We start from the raw sequence: 19001 nt of genomic DNA on the forward strand, positions 1-19001 counted from the left end.
CCTTAGCTGGGGGGGTTAGTGGTCGTTAAATCGCCGGATTCAGGGCGGAAAATCGCAATTTAGCTTAACCCTAGCCAAGCTAGTAGTCCCTGTTTGGTGAAATATTCGATCGCCAAAGTAATCACAAACCCAATCATCGCCGCGCGACCATTGAGGCGTTCCGAATAGGAGTTAAACCCAAATTTGGGTTCTTGTAAGTTGGGGGTTGTAGTTGGTTGAGGGGTTTCTGTCATTAGATGTTGAGTCCTGAGAGCATCACCATCCAATTATAATATAATAATTTGTGTCTCGGTGACCAAAAATCGGGAGAAAACCACACCCCCACCGCAGCTAATTAAATCAAACCACAGTCTTTTAGTCGTTGGGTGATGGTTTCCAAGTGTAGCCACCATTTACCCCCATTCATTACCCAAATGCGGGTGGGAAGGTGTCCTGTGGGAATATTAAAATTATAGCGAAAGCCGAGTGAGGGGTCGTGTCCGATAGACTTTAGCCAACCGACGCGATCGCAAAATTTCCCATAGTCTGACCCTTCCTGTAGATAAATTTGGGCTTGAATACTAAACCCAAAGCGATGATTACTATACTTAACCCATAAGTTATCTAAGATGGTCAAATCTTCACAAGGTAACTTATTCAAATCGCTATAATGTAAGTAGGGTCGTCCGCCTTTACCTAACGCGCGACATAACATAATCCAGGTTTCTCGGTCAGCTTCTCGCCATCTATGAGTCGCTAATAATTGCTGTAATTCTCCATAGTCTACACCATTCTCGGAAGCCAAATCTTCATCATCTGGGGGTTGAGTTAATGCGGGTATTATTCGCCCTAACATTGCCTGAAAATTACCCTTTAAATTGTCAGTTAAATTCGCAGGTTGAGATGATGGGGGGGAGGTTTTATGCTTCCTAGTTTTTGAGGCTTTATGGGCGGTTTTAGGTGGGGACTGAGGTTTGATAACTTTCCGGGGTGGAGGGGAGGTCTTGGGGGGTGATGTGGCAATGGCTGCTAACACTTCCGCCGCCGAAGAATAGCGCTGTAGGATTTGATTATTGACTAATTTATCAAGGACTTTTCCTAATTTATCGCTAACCATACGTTCGGGGGATAAAAAATCGCGCCAAACCCATTTTTCGAGGACGGTATCATATAAATTCCAGGGGGAAACTCCGGTAAGTAAATATAAACAAGTTGCGCCTAAACTATATAAATCACTAGCTGGAAATACTCGCCCGCGAGTTTGTTCTGGTGCCATAAATTCGGGGCTACCGATAATAGTTCCTGTGCGACTAATGGTGGTGGCTGTTAGTAACTTAGCCACGCCAAAATCAATTAATACTATCAGACCATTTTCGATTATTTTAGATTCGGAATTTATCGATTTTCCCGAGGGTCGAGGGGGTGGCGGCGGTAATGGTCGAGGGCGATCGCGAATTGACTCTAAGGATAAATTACCTATGGCTGCACTGGTGCGAGTTTCCCCTATGGTATCTGGGTTATTAAAACCTATGGGAGAGGGTGGTAAAGGGTGTCTAAGACTGCGACGAATGAGGTTAGCTGGCTTGATGTCTCGGTGAATAATATCGCGATCGTGAACAAATTTAAGCACTGGTAATAAATCTCGTAATATCTGCCAAATTTTGGGTTCATCAAATAATCCATCGTGTTCAAATTCTTGTAATAACGTTTTCCCCGGAATATACTCTTGAACTAATAGCAAAAGTTGATGTTCTTCAAAATAAGCTAATAGCCGGGGAATTTGAGGATGTTCCCCCAAACAATCTAAGCGCACCGCCTCTTGATTAAATAACTTGACAGCATGATTATAGCTGGCATTTTTTTCGGGAAAATCAAACTCTTTAATTACACAATGAGGATGGGATGGTCTGCTTTCATCTCTCGCCAAAAAAGTCCGACCAAATCCCCCTTGTCCAATGGGTTGTAGGGGGCGATAACGGTTGTGTAACAACAGGGAAAATCCACAACTCTGACAGTATTTTTCCTGGTCAGAATTTTGGGGTTGTAAACACTTTGGGTTAATACAATAACTCATGTTTTTGTGGGTGTTAACAGCATTTTCTAATCAGGCAATTTATCCAAATTTACGGCGGGACGGGAAAATTTCGGCTGTCGGTTATAACGCTAGTCTCAGGCGGTTTTGAGAGGCTTTGAGGGCGGACTGGGGCGATTGTCCTAATAGTGTAGCCTCGATCGCTCTACCCAAATTTTCGGAAATGCGACTATATCCCGCAATATTCGGACGAGATACCGCCCAATTCATCTGCTGTAAAAAGACATTCAAAGCTGGTTGTTTAGCCACATATTCTTGATAACGGGGGTCAAGGCGAGTTGTTAAATTAATCGGCAAATATCCGGTTCCTAAACTCCACTCCGTTTGAAATTCCGATCCGACTACATATTCGAGAAACTCTAAGGCGGCTTTTTCTCGGTCTGGGGTGGTTTTCATCACAAACAAATTTTCACCCCCAACTACCGCCGCCTGTTGATTTTCCGCCGGAATAGGAAACACTCCATAATCAATACCAATTTGGTCGAGATAACCTAAAGTCCAAGGTCCGGTAATTTGCATCGCCACCCTACCAGAAATAAAGTTATCCTGTTCATAACCTCTTTCCGGTGCGGAGAGAATTGCTGAACCATCTTCTATCAAATTTGACCAAAATTCTAAGGCGGCGATCGCCCCAGGATTAACTAAATTGGCTTCACCATTTCTGACTAATTCTCCACCCGCACTATACATAAATGGTAGCCAGGTAAATACCGTCCATTCCCCTTTACCTAGGGGTAATACTATCCCATACTTCTCCCCTGCTGCTGTCAATTTGGCGGCGGTTTCTCGGAACTCTGACCAAGTGGAAGGTATGGTCTCAATTCCGGCGGCTGCAAATAAACTCGGACGATAAAAAATGGCTGTATTATTAGTTGCCATAGGTACAGACCAAATCTGATTTTCTAATTCCATTCCTGTCCATAAAGCCGGATCAATTTCTGCCTTTACCGGGGAGTTATTTAACCAATCTTGAATCGGTTTAATGGCATCTAGTTCTACCAGTTGACCTGTAATAATTGGTGTATACCATAAAATATCTGGCGGCGCATTTCCGACTACTGCGGTTAAGATTTTCGGCATTTGTTGATCAGGTTGACCTATATAAAGCGCTTCTACCTGAATATGGGGATGGTCTTGATTAAAGCGATCGACTAACTTTTGGAAAACATCCCGGTTGGGTGGGGGATTAATTCCATGCCACAAAGTTAGGTTAATCACTCCCTCTGTTGTCGGGGGTTGAAATTGACAACCACCCACTAATATACATAAACCTAAAATTAGGACAATTTTACTCCACCATTTTAACGGGCTACTTGAACGGTGATTATCTGGAGATTTTGCCATGGTTTTATGCCTCGTTTTTGGGCTACAGTTGGGTTTGTTGTTGTACTAAATCTTCAGTCAGAGTTGCTAGTTTTTTTAAGTCCGCTTCTAATTCCCGCGCCCTTTGTTTATAGGTTTGTTTACGTTTTAGTGCCTCCCTGGCTAGGTCTTCCCGGTTTTGCTTCATGGCGTTAATTGCTACTTGATGCCAGGATTTCATTTCGGCTAAGGCTTCTTGATATTGGGGTTGAATATCATTCCACGCGGTTCTAATATCGGTTAAGGCATTATTAATTAACTGCGGTAAATTATCGTTGGGCGCTGTTCGTAAGGCTTTGGCGATCGGGTCCTCTAAACTGTCAACATTTATATGGTTGATGACTGGAATAAAATCACGAATTTGTCGGCTATCACTCACTCCGGTTACACACCAGGTGGCAAAATGTTCACAGTTATTAAATAGTAGATTATATTTGCGTTCCCCTAGCCTACTTTCTCCCCTTTGTATGGTGGTCTCGGGAATATAGCGGACTGGATAACTGCGAATATAAACTGGTTTACCTTTGCTAAAAGTTCTCAAGGATGTTCGTTCAATGGTTTCGCTGGGTTTGCGGTAATGGATAACTGTCCCGTCTCCACAGTCAATACCGTGATGTTCGTAGACTCCATCCATATTCAGAAATTCCCGGTAAACATAAATCTGATCTCCTCGCGCCATAGGACTCCACCTAACAAACCATTATCCTTCATAGTTTGACATAATTTAGTTGAGTTGACAGCGAATTGGTGATTATACCACAAACAGTGAAAACAGTCAACTGCGATCGCCTCATTTACTGGGGGATTTCCTCAACAATATACTATCAGGGAGGTGATTTAGATTCGAGGGTTAACCGTCAAGACTTGGTTAACAAGATTATACCATTAAATAAATCTTTAGTTTTGACAGGGAATCATTGTTATATAATGGGAGGAAAGGCTTTTGACATTATACTTAAACTTTTGAACAGGTCAAGGGCTGAATACGCCCATTGACAAACCATCAAAGGGCGCGAGTCCCTCAGTGAATTGATGAGGTAAGCCAGTCGGGTAATTTTGGCCAGTCCATAGAGTTTTTTGGTATATAGGCGATCGCCATAATTGGGCTGCACAAAGCTAATATTTCACTCTATTATATTATTGAATTTAACCCAGATTTCAATAAGCATCAAGGAGAATAATTATGTGTCTTAATGAAACCTCCCCAGCTACCATTCTCGCAGTGGATGATAGTCTAGTAATCCAAAAAATGGTGCGACAAACCCTAGGGGAAAATTATCGAATTTTAGTAGCCAGCAATACCCTAGAAGCCTTGGGACAATTACATCATGATTCGATTGATTTAATGTTGTTAGATATTGCTATGCCGGGTGTAGATGGCTTAGAATTATGTCGAATTATTAGGCGGACTCCCCATTTAGAAAAGTTACCGATTATCATGTTAACTGCTAGGGATACTGTCTGCGATAAAATTGAAGGGCGTTTAGCCGGCGCTACTGAATATTTAACTAAACCTTTTGACCCAGAACAACTACAAATAACTGTGCATAAAATTCTGACTGTAGCCGGACAAATGCAGTAGTTACATAGAGATACTTATCAATATATACTAAGTAATAAGTCGCCCCCAAAATGGGGGTTAAGGCGGGTTGATTAATATGGTAGGTGGTCAATGTAATTAACAGCTTTAGCCTCCCGCATCATCATATTATTATCCATTACCCTAAATCCCCCTGCCAAAAAGAACGCGATCGCGCCTTGGCGAAACTCCGGGAATTGGGTATCGATCCAGAAACCCTCTGATAATTGTGAGCAAAAGTTCCTCTCCCTCTCTGGGATTCAGATTGAGGGCGAGGGCTGATTCCACAACCGTTCTAGGGTCGCTATATAATAGGTGAATATTGATTCATCCGGGTACTGAATGATGGTTCAAACTCCTATCCCCCCTCATATCCTCTACCCCGACTCTGATGGTAAACCGATGGCGGAAAATACCCTCCAGTATGGCTGGATTGTGCGGCTAGTCAGCAACCTTAAACAACTTCTCAAGTCACAAGTGGCTTTTGTGGCGGGGGATTTACTCTGGTATCCCGTCCAGGTAGAACGTCCCCCCGTCCCAGACAAGCCCCTGATGCGATGGTGGTGTTAGGTCGTCCTGATGGCGCGCGCGGTAGTTATAAACAGTGGGAAGAAGACAACATTCCGCCGCAAGTGGTGTTTGAGATCCTCTCTCCCAGTAACACCATGAGCGAAATGGCTGCCAAACAACAATTTTATCAACAGTATGGCGTGCTGGAGATGTATTTTTATAATCCCCAATCCCATAATTTTTGGGGTTTTCAACGGGCTACCCCCGAAGATAGCTTGGTGTTAATTACCCCCCTAGATTTCCCCTGGACTTCCCCACTGTTGAACATTCGCTTTGAACTGTTTGATGATGGTTTAGCTGTGTATCATCCTAATGGGGAATTGTTCAAAGAACCGGGGGATTTGTTTGATGAACGCGATCGCGCACAACAAGAACGCGATCGCGCCTTGGCGAAACTCCGGGAATTGGGTATCGATCCAGAAACCCTCTGATAATTGTGAGCAAAAGTTCCTCTCCCTCTCTGGGATTCAGATTGAGGGCGAGGGCTGATTCCACAACCGTTCTAGGGTCGCTATATAATAGGTGAATATTGATTCATCCGGGTACTGAATGATGGTTCAAACTCCTATCCCCCCTCATATCCTCTACCCCGACTCTGATGGTAAACCGATGGCGGAAAATACCCTCCAGTATGGCTGGATTGTGCGGCTAGTCAGCAACCTTAAACAACTTCTCAAGTCACAGGTAGCTTTTGTGGCGGGGGATTTACTCTGGTATCCCGTCCAGGTAGAACGTCCCCCCGCTCCCAGACAAGCCCCTGATGCGATGGTGGTGTTAGGTCGTCCTGATGGCGCGCGCGGTAGTTATAAACAGTGGGAAGAAGACAACATTCCGCCGCAAGTGGTGTTTGAGATCCTCTCTCCCAGTAACACCATGAGCGAAATGGCTGCCAAACAACAATTTTATCAACAGTATGGCGTGCTGGAGATGTATTTTTATAATCCCCAATCCCATAATTTTTGGGGTTTTCAACGGGCTACCCCCGAAGATAGCTTGGTGTTAATTACCCCCCTAGATTTCCCCTGGACTTCTCCACTGTTGAACATTCGCTTTGAGCTGTTTGATGATGGTTTAGCAGTGTATCACCCTAATGGGGAATTGTTCAAAGAACCGGGGGATTTGTTTGATGAACGCGATCGCGCACAACAAGAACGCAATGAGGCACAACAAGAACGGGATAAGGCAAAACAAGAACGCGATCGCGCCTTGGCGAAACTCCGGGAATTGGGTATCGATCCAGAAACCCTGTGAGCGCGAATAGTTGATATTTGTCGGAACAATCAACCCGGTTTCTGTGAGCAACCGGGTTGATCAGGTCAAGACCAATTAAGTAGTGTATTCTGCATTAATTTTCACATAATCATAGCTAAGGTCACATCCCCAAGCCTTACTACTTCCTGGCTCATCACCAATTTTAACCTTGATTAACACTGTATCTTCCTGAAGATAAGCCGCAGTTTTAGCCAGTTTTAAATAATTACTGGCTGCAGCTGCATCAAAAGCTAAAGGCTGACCATTTTTCATCAGTTGAAACTCACCCAAGGAAATCTCTAACTTATCCTGGTCAAAACGAACCCCAGCCCGTCCGGCTGCAGCCGCAATTCTTCCCCAATTAGGGTCACAACCGAAAATCGCCGCCTTTAATAAAGAAGACCCAACAATAGTTTTAGCAACCATAGCCGCCGCTGCTTCTGTGGGTGCGCCAGTTACCTGCACTTCAATTAAACAGGTAGCCCCTTCTCCATCTCTGGCGATCGCCTTAGCTAAATGTTCACAAACTGCTGTCAGCATCGCTTCTAATTTATCAGCATCAGGTCCGGGTCCAGTAATTGCCGGAGTGCGGGACTGACCATTAGCTAAAGCAATCAGCGTGTCGTTGGTGCTAGTATCCCCATCAACTGTAATTTGATTAAAACTACGATTGGCAGCCCTAGTCAGCATTTCTTGCCACAGAGGAGGAGAAACCGCAGCATCACAGGTGACAAAAGCCAGCATTGTTGCCATATTAGGATGAATCATCCCCGAACCTTTGGCAATGCCACCAATCCGCACCGGGCGATCGCCAAATTGAGTTTCTAAAGCAATGGATTTCATCACCAAATCCGTCGTCATAATTGCCCCGGCTGCCGCTGTCCCGCCGTTTTCGGAAACCTCAGACACTAATTGGGGAATGGCTGCTATGAGTTCCTCCATTTTAATCCGTTTACCGATGACTCCGGTGGAAGCTAGTAAAATCGAATCTGGATCAATATTTAACGCCGCCGCCAAGGCTTTCGCACTATCTTGGGCATCTTCCCACCCCTGCTGTCCTGTCCCGGCGTTGGCTTGACCGGAATTACATAAAATCGCCCGCACACTGGGTTTCGCTTCTAACTTTTGCCGACAATAATCTACACAGGCGGCGCGCACTTGGGATGTCGTAAATACCCCCGCTGCGATCGCCTCTACATCTGATATAATCAACGCTAAGTCTGGCGCTCCAGAAGGTTTGAGCCCGGCGGTGATTCCACTGGCTTTATATCCCTTGGGTGCGGTGATGCCACCATCAATCTTTTGCCACTCTGACATAGGTTTCGCCTTCTAGCATCTACTCTTGAGCAGAAGGCATTATACCAAGTTTTAATTGAAAATCCCCACCCAGCGGGATTGCTACAGTGGGGATTTGCACAAACAAATTCATGGATAATTAACTATCCCCCACCTGAAGACGGCTAGGTGGGGGTGGGGACAAAGATTTTTCAATTTTTCGTGGTGTTGAAATTTTAACTCATCGAAGCTCGGGAGCGATCGTAGTTATCCCGTGAGTCGGAATGGGGTTTGCCTTGAATCGTGCTATAATAATCCCCAACATCGATACCTACTTCCTGCGCCGAACGGTTGAGCATAGATTGCTGACGGTTCTTGATGTTATGATGATGACGCATCATTAGCGCCCTGGCTTCATCTTGAGTACACATGGTTTTGGTCTCCCGCTAATTGATATTTATTAAGTCAGATTGAAATGAGGAATTTAAAAAGGGTTGCAGTCCTTTAACTCATTGATGAGGAACTGCGATCGTAACTCATACTTGAATTGGAGTTAGGTTTCCCTTGGATGGTGCTATAATAATCGCCCACATCGTCGATACCTACTTCTTGAGCCGAACGGTTGAGCATAGATTGCTGACGGTTCTTGATATTTTGGTGATGACCCATCATTAAAGCTCGTGCTTGGTCCTGAGTACCCATGATTTTTGTCTCCTAGTATATGGAATTAACTGATTGAAAAAGGGTTGAAGTGCTTTAACTCATTGATGAGGAACTGCGATCGTAACTCATACTTGAATTGGAGTTAGGTTTCCCTTGGATGGTGCTATAATAATCGCCCACATCGTCGATACCTACTTCTTGAGCCGAACGGTTGAGCATAGATTGCTGACGGTTCTTGATATTTTGGTGATGACCCATCATTAACGCCCGTGCTTGGTCCTGAGTACCCATGATTTTTGTCTCCTAGTATATGGAATTAACTGATTGAAAAAGGGTTGAAGTGCTTTAACTCATTGATGAGGAACTGCGATCGTAACTCATACTTGAATTGGAGTTAGGTTTCCCTTGGATGGTGCTATAATAATCGCCCACATCGTCGATACCTACTTCTTGAGCCGAACGGTTGAGCATAGATTGCTGACGGTTCTTGATATTTTGGTGATGACCCATCATTAAAGCTCGTGCTTGGTCCTGAGTACCCATGATTTTTGTCTCCTAGTGATTTGAGTGGGTTTTTTCCCCCACGCTTACTACTATACTATAAAATTCTGTAGTCTATTTTACAGAATACCAGAAGTTTACAAAATTTAACATTAGTTTCGGGCTAAATTAGCGATCGCATTCTGACAAAAAAGCCCCAGCCCCCTTAGTGGCTAGGGTTGATAGGATGATAGGAGGGTTAGAGCGGGGGTAGGGGTGAGGCTACATCACAGGTCGATAGACCCGATAGTTAATGTTGGGGAAGATATTATCGAGAGTTTCCACCTTTTGGAGCCATCCCGCATCAATTTTACCGATCTTGATATCCTCATAAATCTTGTTAAAGCGCATGAGATGGGATTTAGTGCGGCGCACAGCATAGGGAACCATAGTCCCAGAACTGATAATAAAAGCCCAGTCAGAGGATTGAGCCAGCAGCAATTCCCGCGCCGCCTGATTGAGAGCCCGCAGTTCCAACTCATTAAGCGCTTCTCGACAAGCGAGGGAAATCATGCGCTCTGTCGCTTTATGTAAATGGGGATATATCCAGGAGTTAGTATGGTTAAGCCAATATTCATGAAATCCCTTATAACCCCAACTCGACTGAGCCGGACGACAGACCTGCTGGGTGGGGTAAGTCTGTAAATAATCAGCTAGATGGGTCATCGCGTAAACATCTTGATCAAACCAAGTCTTGCGGAACAGAAGATCTAGGAACCAAGGTCCTTCATACCACCAGTGTCCGAAAAGTTCCGCATCATAGGGAGAGACAATAATGGGGGGGCGCTGCATAATCCCCTGTAGGTGTTCAACCTGGCGCTCTCGGTTAAACATAAAATTGGCAGCGTGTTCCGCGACTTTTTGTTTAGCCCAATAGGGGTCATAGAGTTCTTTATCTGCTAGTCCTAAGTCGCGCCCAGTAATTTTGTGATATTTGATGCCCGTATTTTTCCGTTGACCGTTGGGCATGATATAGGGTTTAATATATTCATATTCAGCTTCCCAACCTAAATCTTTATAAAACTCTCTATATTCGGGAGAGCCGGGATATCCCACCTGGGAAGACCAGACCTGCTGGGATGATTCATGGTCGCGAGCAAAAACGGCGACTCCGGTTTCCGTAAAAATGGGGGCATAGGTACCAAATCGGGGACGGGGTTGGGCATAGAGTACCCCATGGCCATCGGTGAGAAAGTAGCGTAAACCACAGTCGGCTACAATCGTTTCCAAACCATTATAATAGGCGCATTCTGGCAGCCAGATACCTCTAGGGGGGCGACCAAAGTTTTCTTCGTAGTGTTCGCAGGCGACTTGGATTTGGGCGTGTACCGCTTGGGGGTACATTTTCATTAGGGGTAGATAGCCGTGGGTGGCTCCACAGGTGATAATCTCTAGGTTGTTGCTGTCTTGGAATTGCTTAAAGGCTGTAACTAAATCCCCGCTATATCTTTCCCAGAGGGTACGGGCTTCGGCAAATTCTTCAATATAATGTTTGGCTAGATAAACTAGATGGTCATTGTGTTGGTTGTGGTCAACTTCTTTCTCGACCAATTCCTGTAGTTTGGCTAAGTGTTGGTCGTAGCGTTCTTGCAAAAGCGGATCGCGGAGCATGGACACCAGAGGGGGGGTCAGGCTCATGGTCATTTTGAATTCAATGCGATCACGTTTGAGCCCTTCAAACATTTGGATCAGAGGAATATAGGTTTCGGTAATGGCTTCAAATAACCACTCTTCCTCTAATACATAGTCACTTTCGGGGTGTCTGACAAAGGGTAGGTGAGCATGGAGTACCAGGGCGAGATAGCCAATAGACATAATGATTTAGGGCAAATTAAGGATTTATAGGGAGTTGGGGTCCCGGTGGATTCACAATATGTTAAGATTTTAAATCACTATGGTAATCACAGGACAATGTTAATTCTACCGGAATTGGTCGAGCCGCGCTTTGATGAAATTGGCGATTGGGAAGCGATCGCCTGATTTCTTGGGGTGTCACATTCCCGTAAATGTGTTTTCACCCATAACTAGGGGGAAATATGCCGTAAAGGTTGACCCTTCGCCGATTTCACTGGCCACGGTGATGGCTCCTCCCATTAACTCACAAAATCTTTTGCTGATTGATAGTCCTAACCCGGTTCCTTCGTAGCGGCGGGTGGTGGAGTTATCCGCTCGCTCGAAGGGTTCAAAGATTTTGGTCATCTGTTCTGTGGTCAAGCCAATTCCCGTATCGATGACCTCAAAAGCCACCCCACCTTGTAATTGGTGTTCGTCATTCACTAAGACTGATGAGGCTAAATTTTCCCGCAGGTAGGCCGAGATTTTGGTGTCAAGCTGACCTATATAAATCACATTTAAGTTGACCAAGCCATTTTCTGTGAATTTGGCGGCGTTACTCAGAAGGTTAAGCAATACTTGTTTGACTTTGATGCGATCGGCATACATTCCCTCAACATCAGGGGTACAGTTGACTTTAAGTTGGTTATGATTTTTGGGGAATAATGGCTGCACCAGTGCTTCGATTTCTTTGATTAAGGTGGCAATATTAAAGTTTTCTAAGCAAACCGTCATCATCCCTGATTCTAATTTGGAAATATCTAAAATATCTTGAATAATAGTTAACAGATGCAGTCCTGATGCTCGAATTTGATCCAGGTCGGGAATAAAATCTGTATAGCCAAAATCCACAGCATCTTCTCGCAAAAGTTCGCTATAACCAATAATGGCATTTAACGGTGTACGCAGTTCATGACTCATGCTGGCTAGAAATTCACTTTGAGCATGGTTGGCGCTTTCGGCAGCATCTTTAGCTCGTTGTAATTCAATTTGAGCTAATTTACTTTGGGTAATATCACGGATGATTGCCAAAACTTCACTTTCTCCACTCACGACAATTCTGGCTTCAAAATGATGGCGTTTTTCATCAAAAAACCATTCATATTCAAATACTTGTACTTCCTGAGTAATTAGAGCTTTATTGACATTTTTTAGATAAAGATTAGCCAAATTATTCGGCAATAAATCATAAATACTCTGGTGTAGATAATCCAAAATTGACTTAATTAATTCGCCTAGATGCTTGAAAGTCTAAAACCAGACCCTCTTGATTAAATCTTAGCATTAAATCGGGGATAGCATTAAGCAATGCTCTGTTTTTAACCTCACTTTTTCGGAGTGCTTCCGCTCGTAGTTCTAAGCTGGTGATTAGTTGTTCCTTGCTTTCGACTAAATCTCGCAATTGTTTAGTCATTTTGTTAAAAGAATCCGCTAAAACCTGAAGTTCATCTTGGCTTTGTAAGTCGATTTTTAACTCTAAATCTCCGGCGGCTAATTCTTTGGTGGCGGCGGTCATTTGTTTAAGGGGTTCAGTAATTGAACGGCTAATTATCGAGGCGAGACAAGCTCCAGCAATGGCGGCAATCATAGCAATAATTAAACCCTGATTGCGGACGGTTGCCATTTTATTTTCTAAGGGTTGCGTCGAGAGTCCGACACTGACAGCACCCACGATTTTACCGTTGAAGGTAACGGCTTTTCCTACCAATAGTTGTTGATTGTCATACTGCCAATTCAACAGGGTTTCTGAGGTTTTCAGTAACTCCACAACCCCAGGTTTCAGGTCGATATCATTGGTAAAAATCTCCGAGTTATAGACATCTGCAATTACCCTACCTTCGGCTTGATAGATATGACCGGAAACTAAAATTTGAGCAGTTCCTAGTTGCTCCATTAGTCGGGTGAGAAACTGAACATCAGAAACTTCCAAAGGTTCAGCGGACGCAATGGAGATGGTTTCTAGTAATATATTAGCCTGTTGTTCTAGTTCTTGTTTAAAACTGTGTTGCTGAAGCTGAAGGGAAAGCCAAGTGACGCTGGTTACTACTATGATGACTAACCGGGTCATGGCTATAGTGAGTTTTTGGACTAGCGAAACTCGTTTACCCTGAAACTTTCCCATGTAAATCACCTATGATAAACCTAGTTATCAAGTTATCCAAATTGGTAGTTACGGCGTTAATTTTGGCACAACAATTGGGGAGAAAAACCATAGATAAACTCACGAGAACACCTAAAGATAAAAGCAGAAAATTATTAAGATCAAGTTATTATTGGTGTATTGACCCCCCTATACCTAACACCCTACACCCTGCTTCTAGGGGAATGCACACCTGAGAGCAGGTGTCTATAAGTATTTTAACAGAACTTGTGAATTTGTTAGGCTGTTCGGGTGGTGAAAGTTCACTGGGAAAAGTTCCGGTTTTACTGAAATTAGCTAGAATGATTTGGGGGGGTTTGTTGGCTGGGTATGGGGGGTAAAATATAAATTAGACCGGAAATTAAGGTGATGGCTACGGCGAGCCAAAATATGCCGATCGCAATTGTTTCCCAAATGGGGGAAAGGGGAGCAATTAATAAAGCAATGGCGACTATTTGCACAACGGTCTTGATTTTTCCTAGCAGGTTGGCTCCGGAAATTTGGGTTTGATTAACTCGCCACCCAGCGATCGCTAATTCTCTCCCCAAAATCAGAAACACTCCCCAGGCGGGAATTTCGCCGATTTCTACCAGTGCTAACAGGGGAGCTAATACCAGTAATTTATCTACGAGAGGATCGAGGATTTTTCCTAGGTCTGTGACTTGGTTCAGTTTTCTGGCTAGGTAGCCATCTAGCCAATCGGTGGCGGCGACGATGATAAAAATACCTAGACAGAGCCAGCGATTTTCTGGGGTCGGTTGCTCTAAAGTCCACAAGATAAAGGGAATCCCTAAGAGACGGGAGGTGGTGATTAATGTGGGTAAATTCATGGTTGATGGAATTTGGGGTTTGATGGCTATTGGGTTTGTAAAAACTATTCCCGTCGCCAAATTTTGATGGTGTTGTCACTACTACCACTGGCGATGGTGCGATGATTGGGACTGATGGCGATCGCATTAATATCTTTGGTGTGTCCTACTAGGGTATCAATGGCTTTTCCTTGGTCGAGATCCCAAATTTTGATGGTGCGATCGGCACTACCACTGACTAGCAGTGATTTTCGGTCTTGGTCGGGAGAGCGAATAAATGCAACAGTTCTCACCCAGTCTTCGTGTCCGGTTAAGGTTTTTAGGAGTTGCTGAGTTTCCATATCCCATAGTTTGATGGTGTTGTCACTACTGGCTGAGGCGAGGATTTGACTATTGGGACTAAAAGCGATCGCATTAATGTCCCGCTCATGTCCTAAAAGTTGCCCTAGGTGTTCGGTACTATTTACCTCCCATAGGTGGATAGAATTATCGCTACTGGCTGCTGCTAACAGTTCCCCATTGGCTGAAATGGCAATGCCATTAATCCCCCGCGAATGTTGTAAGGTGTGGCATAGTTGACAGGTGGAAAGTTTCCAGATTTTCACGGTTCCATCGTCACTACCACTGGCAATAATATCGCCTTTGGGACTAAAGGTGATAGACATGGAAACTCGGTCGGTTTCATGAGCCGCAATGGCGATCACTTCTTCGCTGTTTTCTAGGTTCCATAGATGAATCTGACCGTCACCACTACCCCCCGCTAAGAGTTTTCCATCTGGACTAAAGGCGATCGCCAGAATGGGTTGAGAAGATCCTAGTAAAGATATCATAAATTCTCCCGTCTGTGGTCGCCATAGTCGAATAGTGCGATCGAAACTACCTCCCGCCAAAATATTACCATCGGGACTAAAGGCGACACAAGATACAGAACTCCAATAGTCGCTCAAAGTTTGGGGACGTTTCCAACCCACACTATTTTTAGCCGAGGGGAAGCTAACTGGTTGCGTAATTACGCTAAGTTGGTTACTACGAGCATTTAGATCTTGCAGAACTTCTGACGCTGATTGATAGCGGTTATTAGTCGCATCTTCAATCAGCCGATTCAGAATTTTTGTCAGTTCATCACTGATGGGATTATTCACTAAATAATGATGCCACACCCAGCAAAATTCTCCAGTATCAAATAAGTCGAACGGTGACATTTGCGTGAGTAGATGTATACAAGTGACACCTAGACTATATAAATCACTAGCAAACGAGGCTTTTCCTCTTAGTTGTTCCGGAGCAATATATTCCGGTGTGCCAATTATAGTTCCTGTGCGTAGTAAAGCACTACCGATCGCCTCTTTAGCTGCGCCAAAGTCTACCAGCACCAATTGTCCGTTAGCAGAACGGATAATATTCTCTGGTTTGATGTCTCGGTGGATAATATTCTCGGAATGTACAAATTCTAGCACTGGCAATAAGTTAGCCAGTAGGTAGCGAATTTGAGACTCGTTAAATACTCCCCTCTTGGCGAGGATTTCCGATAAATTATCACCCTCAATATATTCTAGCACCAAATACTGGCTATTGTCAACTTTAAAGTAATTAAAAATTTGGGCGATTTGTGGATGTTTACCGAGATTTTCTAAACGGGTGGCTTCTAGTTCAAATAGTTCCGAGGCTTTGGCGAGACTTTCCCGACCTTTCCATTGGGGGGAGAAGTGTTTAACCACACAGGGAGAATTAGCCGAATTTTGCTGATCTATGGCTAAGTATGTGGTACTAAATCCCCCTTCTCCTAAGCATTTGATGATTCGATAGCGTCCAGCAATTATCTGTTCAGTTTTCATAGTAAGTTAGCTGTGAAGGTGAACAAAAAACAGTCAAATAGTGGCTATTTGCGGAATTACCCAGATTTTCACTAATGGTCGCGGTCAAATTGGGAGAAATCATTAAACCAACCTCGTTTCCAAAAAAAGTAAATTAAACTACCCGCCATAATTGCCATTAATGCTAGGGATATTGGATAACCATAATAGGATTTTAATTCTGGCATATTCCAGGGGGAGGTTTCCGGGTCAAAGTTCATTCCATAGACACCGACAACAAAGGTTAGGGGAATAAAAATTGTCGAGATGACCGTTAAAACTTTCATGATTTCATTCATGCGGTTTCCCATAGACGACAGGTAAATACTAATCAGATCTGAGGCTAACTCCCGGTAAGTCTCCAGCATATCGCGAATATTGACTGTATTATCATAACAGTCTCTCAGATAAACTCGCACTTTTTTGCTGACCAATTTATTTTTGTCGCGAATCAGGATATTTAAGGATTCTCGCTGATACCAGATCGCGCGACGTAAAACAATCAGATCCCGTTTCGTTTTATAGATATTCTGCATGGTTTTGGATTGTGGCTGAAACAAAACCTCATCCTCTAAATCTTCTAGCATATCGCTATAGACTTCTAAGACCGGGAAAAATTCATCAATAATCGCGTCTAAAATAGCATAAGCCAGATAGTCCGTGCCATATTTGGTAATATTACCTTGATTTTGGCGAATCCGATTTCTGACAGGTTCTAAACAGTCATATTTAGGCTTTTCTTGAACTGTGATTACATAATGTTCCCCTAAAATAATACTAACCTGTTCTTTATGTAATTTTTGAGACCGGGGACTTAACATGACCATCCAAGCGATAATTACTACATGATCGGGATTGTCATAATAAACAACTTTCGGACGCTGAGGAACATTCACCACATCTTCTAAAGCAATGGGATGAAGGTTAAAAATTTCGGTCATCTGTCGCCAGGTTTCTAAGTTTCCTAAACCTTGTATATCTAACCAGGATATACATTCAGAATCATGATAACGAGTATATTCTGAGGGACTGTTGATGATAGTACGCATAGCAGTAGTCTGGTTGTACTCAATTACCACCAGTTGAGGAGGAACTGCATCACTTTTCAGGTCTAGGGTTCCGGGGAGGGTTCCGGGTTCGTCAAAAAAATAGTCTAACTCTGATTGTTCTTCGTCTTCTTCGGTGATTTCTAATTCTGGGTCGGGACTAGATGGGGGTTTGACATTTGAGGTCATAAAATATACGATCGCCATAAATTACTATGATGATTATTGTATCGAAATTCCCTCTAAGTTTAAATAGGCGATCGCAGTTGCGGGATGACCAATTGTTTAAATTATGGTTAACAAGTTAATTTCACTAGCCAGATTGAGTCTATCCCATATCATTAAATCATAATTTATCTCAGACTAACTGTGGACGCAACACTATTTCAGTCGTTGCGTCCCGATTTGCTTCTTTCAATAGTTGGCGATACCTAATTCTTGTTGAAGAGATTGATGATAACGAGCAGATTGCCAATTTACAGCCTGTTTAATTTGGGAAACTCGCAAATTGCGAACCTGACTAAAATCAGCATCTTGCAGATTAGCACCCTCAAAAATAGCGTGTTCTAAATCTGCCTTACCCAAATTAATACCCGCCAAATTAGCATTAGTCAGATCCGCACCTTTGAGATTAATAAAAAACGACTTTTTGGAACCATTAGCTTTCATGATACTGTCTCCCCAGATTTGGTGCTTTGATATAGCAGTTACCAGGACAGTTATTAAACAGACCACTGACGCTAAGGGTAGAGTCCTTTTAACTCCTGATTCCCGGCTCCCTGTTATGGTTTCCATTATGCGGCAGATGACAGACAATTTCTGTGATATTATGGCTAAAGGTTGGTGAATTTGATCAATTCGGAGAGTGATTTGAGTGGACTAAGACAGTGATCTAGATCAATACTGTTGTAAAATGATGGTGGCAGCGGAGATTTTTAGTAGTGCCAGGGGTTCTGGGTATCAGGACAGTTGAGAAACTGTGCTAATTGGAGACCAAAAACTAAACTAATGATTTGATAATTGAGATATAACTAAGATAAATAGTAAAGGAAAATTCTACCATGACGACAGCAAATGATGTTCTGCGAGTGGCTGTGGCGGAAATAGGCTACACTGAATCACCCCCACACAGTAATCAAAATAAATATGGTCAGTGGTATGGTATGAATCATGTGCCTTGGTGCGCGATTTTCGTGTCCTACTGCTTCGATCGCGCGGGTCTGACCCTACCAATTCGCACCTCCAAAGGATTTGCCTATTGTCAAGATGGGGTACATTGGTTTCAGAGACAGGGCCGATGGTTTTCTCAGCCACAGGTTGGGGATGTGGTATTTTACTGTTGGCAGGGGGACGGCATCTCTGATCATGTGGGAATTGTAGAAACTATTCATTCTGATGGTAGTGTCACCAGTATTGAGGGTAACACAGCGGTTGGTAATGAATCTAATGGCGGAGCAGTCATGCGTCGCCAACGTCGTCCTGGGGGGATTATGGGTTATGGTCGTCCGGCTTATAAACAACAGCCTACACCAGCACCTGCAACCCAAAACACTACTCCAACTCCCCCGACTCCTGAAACCAGTCAACCCACGCCAACTGATACAGTCCCAGAATATCACCGCAACCTCTTAGATGCTTTGACTCGCCGTGATTCTTCTTCTTAGTAAAAAAAACCCGGTTCTCGAAAACTGGGTTTATGAGTGCTTCTTGGTATCTAATCACTAACTGTTAATACTTACCACATCAGAGGATTATGCCACCAGCTAATTTTCATCAAGTTTTGGAACTAGCAGAGTCTCTGTCGGAGTCCGAGCAAGATTTTTTAATTGAAATTCTGCAAAAACGATTATCCGAAAAAAGGCGGAAAGAAATTGCTGAGAGTATTGTTGAGGCTCATGCTGAATATAAACAGGGTAAAACTCAACCAGTGACTGTTGATGATTTAATGGCGGATAAAGAAACCCGGTTCTCGAAGAAACCGGGTTTCTCTGGGGTTGACACTTAGCTAT

General features: G+C 43.6%; 21 protein-coding genes and 1 pseudogene. 6 read left to right on the forward strand and 16 right to left on the reverse strand.

The window, feature by feature from the left end; translation table 11 throughout:
- Window positions 1-59 precede the first annotated feature (59 nt).
- The 4 genes from XZ46_RS35635 to XZ46_RS25445 all read right to left on the reverse strand — a co-directional run bounded on the left by XZ46_RS35635 (window position 60) and on the right by XZ46_RS25445 (window position 4112).
- Window positions 60-233 carry a CAB/ELIP/HLIP family chlorophyll-binding protein gene (locus XZ46_RS35635; protein ID WP_006622850.1) on the reverse strand — a complete coding sequence of 58 codons (174 nt, stop codon included), beginning with the start codon at window positions 231-233 and terminating at the stop codon, window positions 60-62.
- Window positions 234-334: 101 nt separating this feature from the next.
- The gene (locus XZ46_RS25435; protein ID WP_008056102.1) at window positions 335-2053 is read right to left on the reverse strand and encodes a serine/threonine-protein kinase; all 1719 of its coding nucleotides are present in this window, start codon (window positions 2051-2053) and stop codon (window positions 335-337) included.
- 81 nt (window positions 2054-2134) lie between these two features.
- Entirely contained in the window at window positions 2135-3415 is a 1281-nt protein-coding gene (locus XZ46_RS25440; protein ID WP_006622847.1) for an ABC transporter substrate-binding protein, read from the reverse strand.
- 22 nt (window positions 3416-3437) lie between these two features.
- A complete protein-coding gene (locus XZ46_RS25445; RefSeq protein ID WP_008056100.1) occupies window positions 3438-4112 on the reverse strand; it encodes a lecithin retinol acyltransferase family protein in 675 nt (224 codons plus the stop codon).
- Between the two features lie 504 nt (window positions 4113-4616).
- Here XZ46_RS25445 and XZ46_RS25455 point away from each other — a divergent pair.
- The 4 genes and pseudogenes from XZ46_RS25455 (at window position 4617) to XZ46_RS25465 (ending at window position 6833) form a co-directional block, all read left to right on the forward strand.
- Entirely contained in the window at window positions 4617-5015 is a 399-nt protein-coding gene (locus XZ46_RS25455; RefSeq protein WP_006622844.1) for a response regulator transcription factor, read from the forward strand.
- 83 nt (window positions 5016-5098) lie between these two features.
- The gene (locus tag XZ46_RS34855) at window positions 5099-5236 is read left to right on the forward strand and encodes a hypothetical protein (RefSeq protein WP_157234563.1); all 138 of its coding nucleotides are present in this window, start codon (window positions 5099-5101) and stop codon (window positions 5234-5236) included.
- Between the two features lie 118 nt (window positions 5237-5354).
- Window positions 5355-6013, forward strand: a pseudogene (locus XZ46_RS25460) (Uma2 family endonuclease).
- A gap of 118 nt (window positions 6014-6131) precedes the next feature.
- On the forward strand, window positions 6132-6833 hold the full coding sequence (locus tag XZ46_RS25465; protein WP_006670568.1) for a Uma2 family endonuclease: 702 nt from the start codon (window positions 6132-6134) through the stop codon (window positions 6831-6833).
- 75 nt (window positions 6834-6908) lie between these two features.
- On the opposite strand, the gene argJ is transcribed toward XZ46_RS25465, so the two are convergent.
- From argJ to XZ46_RS25520, 12 genes are all read right to left on the reverse strand, one after another.
- The gene (argJ, locus tag XZ46_RS25470) at window positions 6909-8150 is read right to left on the reverse strand and encodes a bifunctional ornithine acetyltransferase/N-acetylglutamate synthase (protein WP_006622841.1); all 1242 of its coding nucleotides are present in this window, start codon (window positions 8148-8150) and stop codon (window positions 6909-6911) included.
- 194 nt (window positions 8151-8344) lie between these two features.
- Window positions 8345-8539, reverse strand: a complete 195-nt coding sequence (gene gifA, locus XZ46_RS31100; protein ID WP_006668916.1) for a glutamine synthetase inactivation factor IF7A — start codon at window positions 8537-8539, stop codon at window positions 8345-8347.
- A 73-nt stretch (window positions 8540-8612) separates the two neighbouring features.
- Window positions 8613-8810, reverse strand: coding sequence for a glutamine synthetase inactivation factor IF7A (gene gifA / locus XZ46_RS25475; RefSeq protein ID WP_006668917.1), 198 nt, complete (start codon window positions 8808-8810; stop codon window positions 8613-8615).
- 54 nt (window positions 8811-8864) lie between these two features.
- Window positions 8865-9062, reverse strand: a complete 198-nt coding sequence (gene gifA, locus XZ46_RS25480; RefSeq protein WP_006668917.1) for a glutamine synthetase inactivation factor IF7A — start codon at window positions 9060-9062, stop codon at window positions 8865-8867.
- Between the two features lie 54 nt (window positions 9063-9116).
- Window positions 9117-9314 (reverse strand): glutamine synthetase inactivation factor IF7A, encoded by a 198-nt coding sequence (gene gifA / locus XZ46_RS25485; protein WP_006668917.1) that lies wholly within the window; start codon window positions 9312-9314, stop codon window positions 9117-9119.
- Between the two features lie 219 nt (window positions 9315-9533).
- Window positions 9534-11126, reverse strand: a complete 1593-nt coding sequence (locus tag XZ46_RS25490; RefSeq protein WP_006622839.1) for a glycoside hydrolase family 57 protein — start codon at window positions 11124-11126, stop codon at window positions 9534-9536.
- Window positions 11127-11303: 177 nt separating this feature from the next.
- Window positions 11304-12359 (reverse strand): sensor histidine kinase, encoded by a 1056-nt coding sequence (locus XZ46_RS25495; protein ID WP_006668920.1) that lies wholly within the window; start codon window positions 12357-12359, stop codon window positions 11304-11306.
- A gap of 7 nt (window positions 12360-12366) precedes the next feature.
- Window positions 12367-13266 (reverse strand): HAMP domain-containing protein, encoded by a 900-nt coding sequence (locus XZ46_RS25500; protein ID WP_008056088.1) that lies wholly within the window; start codon window positions 13264-13266, stop codon window positions 12367-12369.
- A 311-nt stretch (window positions 13267-13577) separates the two neighbouring features.
- Window positions 13578-14114 carry a CDP-diacylglycerol--glycerol-3-phosphate 3-phosphatidyltransferase gene (gene pgsA, locus XZ46_RS25505; protein ID WP_006622833.1) on the reverse strand — a complete coding sequence of 179 codons (537 nt, stop codon included), beginning with the start codon at window positions 14112-14114 and terminating at the stop codon, window positions 13578-13580.
- Between the two features lie 44 nt (window positions 14115-14158).
- A complete protein-coding gene (locus XZ46_RS25510; protein WP_006622832.1) occupies window positions 14159-15928 on the reverse strand; it encodes a serine/threonine-protein kinase in 1770 nt (589 codons plus the stop codon).
- 71 nt (window positions 15929-15999) lie between these two features.
- Complete coding sequence (gene corA, locus XZ46_RS25515) at window positions 16000-17199, reverse strand: magnesium/cobalt transporter CorA (protein WP_008056087.1); 1200 nt, start codon at window positions 17197-17199, stop codon at window positions 16000-16002.
- Window positions 17200-17406: 207 nt separating this feature from the next.
- Window positions 17407-17661: a pentapeptide repeat-containing protein gene (locus XZ46_RS25520; RefSeq protein ID WP_006668922.1), complete on the reverse strand. Its 255-nt coding sequence runs from the start codon at window positions 17659-17661 to the stop codon at window positions 17407-17409.
- A 392-nt stretch (window positions 17662-18053) separates the two neighbouring features.
- Here XZ46_RS25520 and XZ46_RS25530 point away from each other — a divergent pair, with 392 nt between their 5' ends.
- Both XZ46_RS25530 and XZ46_RS25535 read left to right on the forward strand, forming a co-directional pair.
- Window positions 18054-18656, forward strand: a complete 603-nt coding sequence (locus XZ46_RS25530; protein WP_006622829.1) for a CHAP domain-containing protein — start codon at window positions 18054-18056, stop codon at window positions 18654-18656.
- An 89-nt stretch (window positions 18657-18745) separates the two neighbouring features.
- Complete coding sequence (locus XZ46_RS25535; RefSeq protein WP_006622828.1) at window positions 18746-18997, forward strand: hypothetical protein; 252 nt, start codon at window positions 18746-18748, stop codon at window positions 18995-18997.
- Window positions 18998-19001: the final 4 nt, after the last annotated feature.

It is taken from the genome of Limnospira indica PCC 8005, from assembly GCF_000973065.1.
GTDB classification, from domain to species: Bacteria; Cyanobacteriota; Cyanobacteriia; order Cyanobacteriales; family Microcoleaceae; genus Limnospira; species Limnospira fusiformis.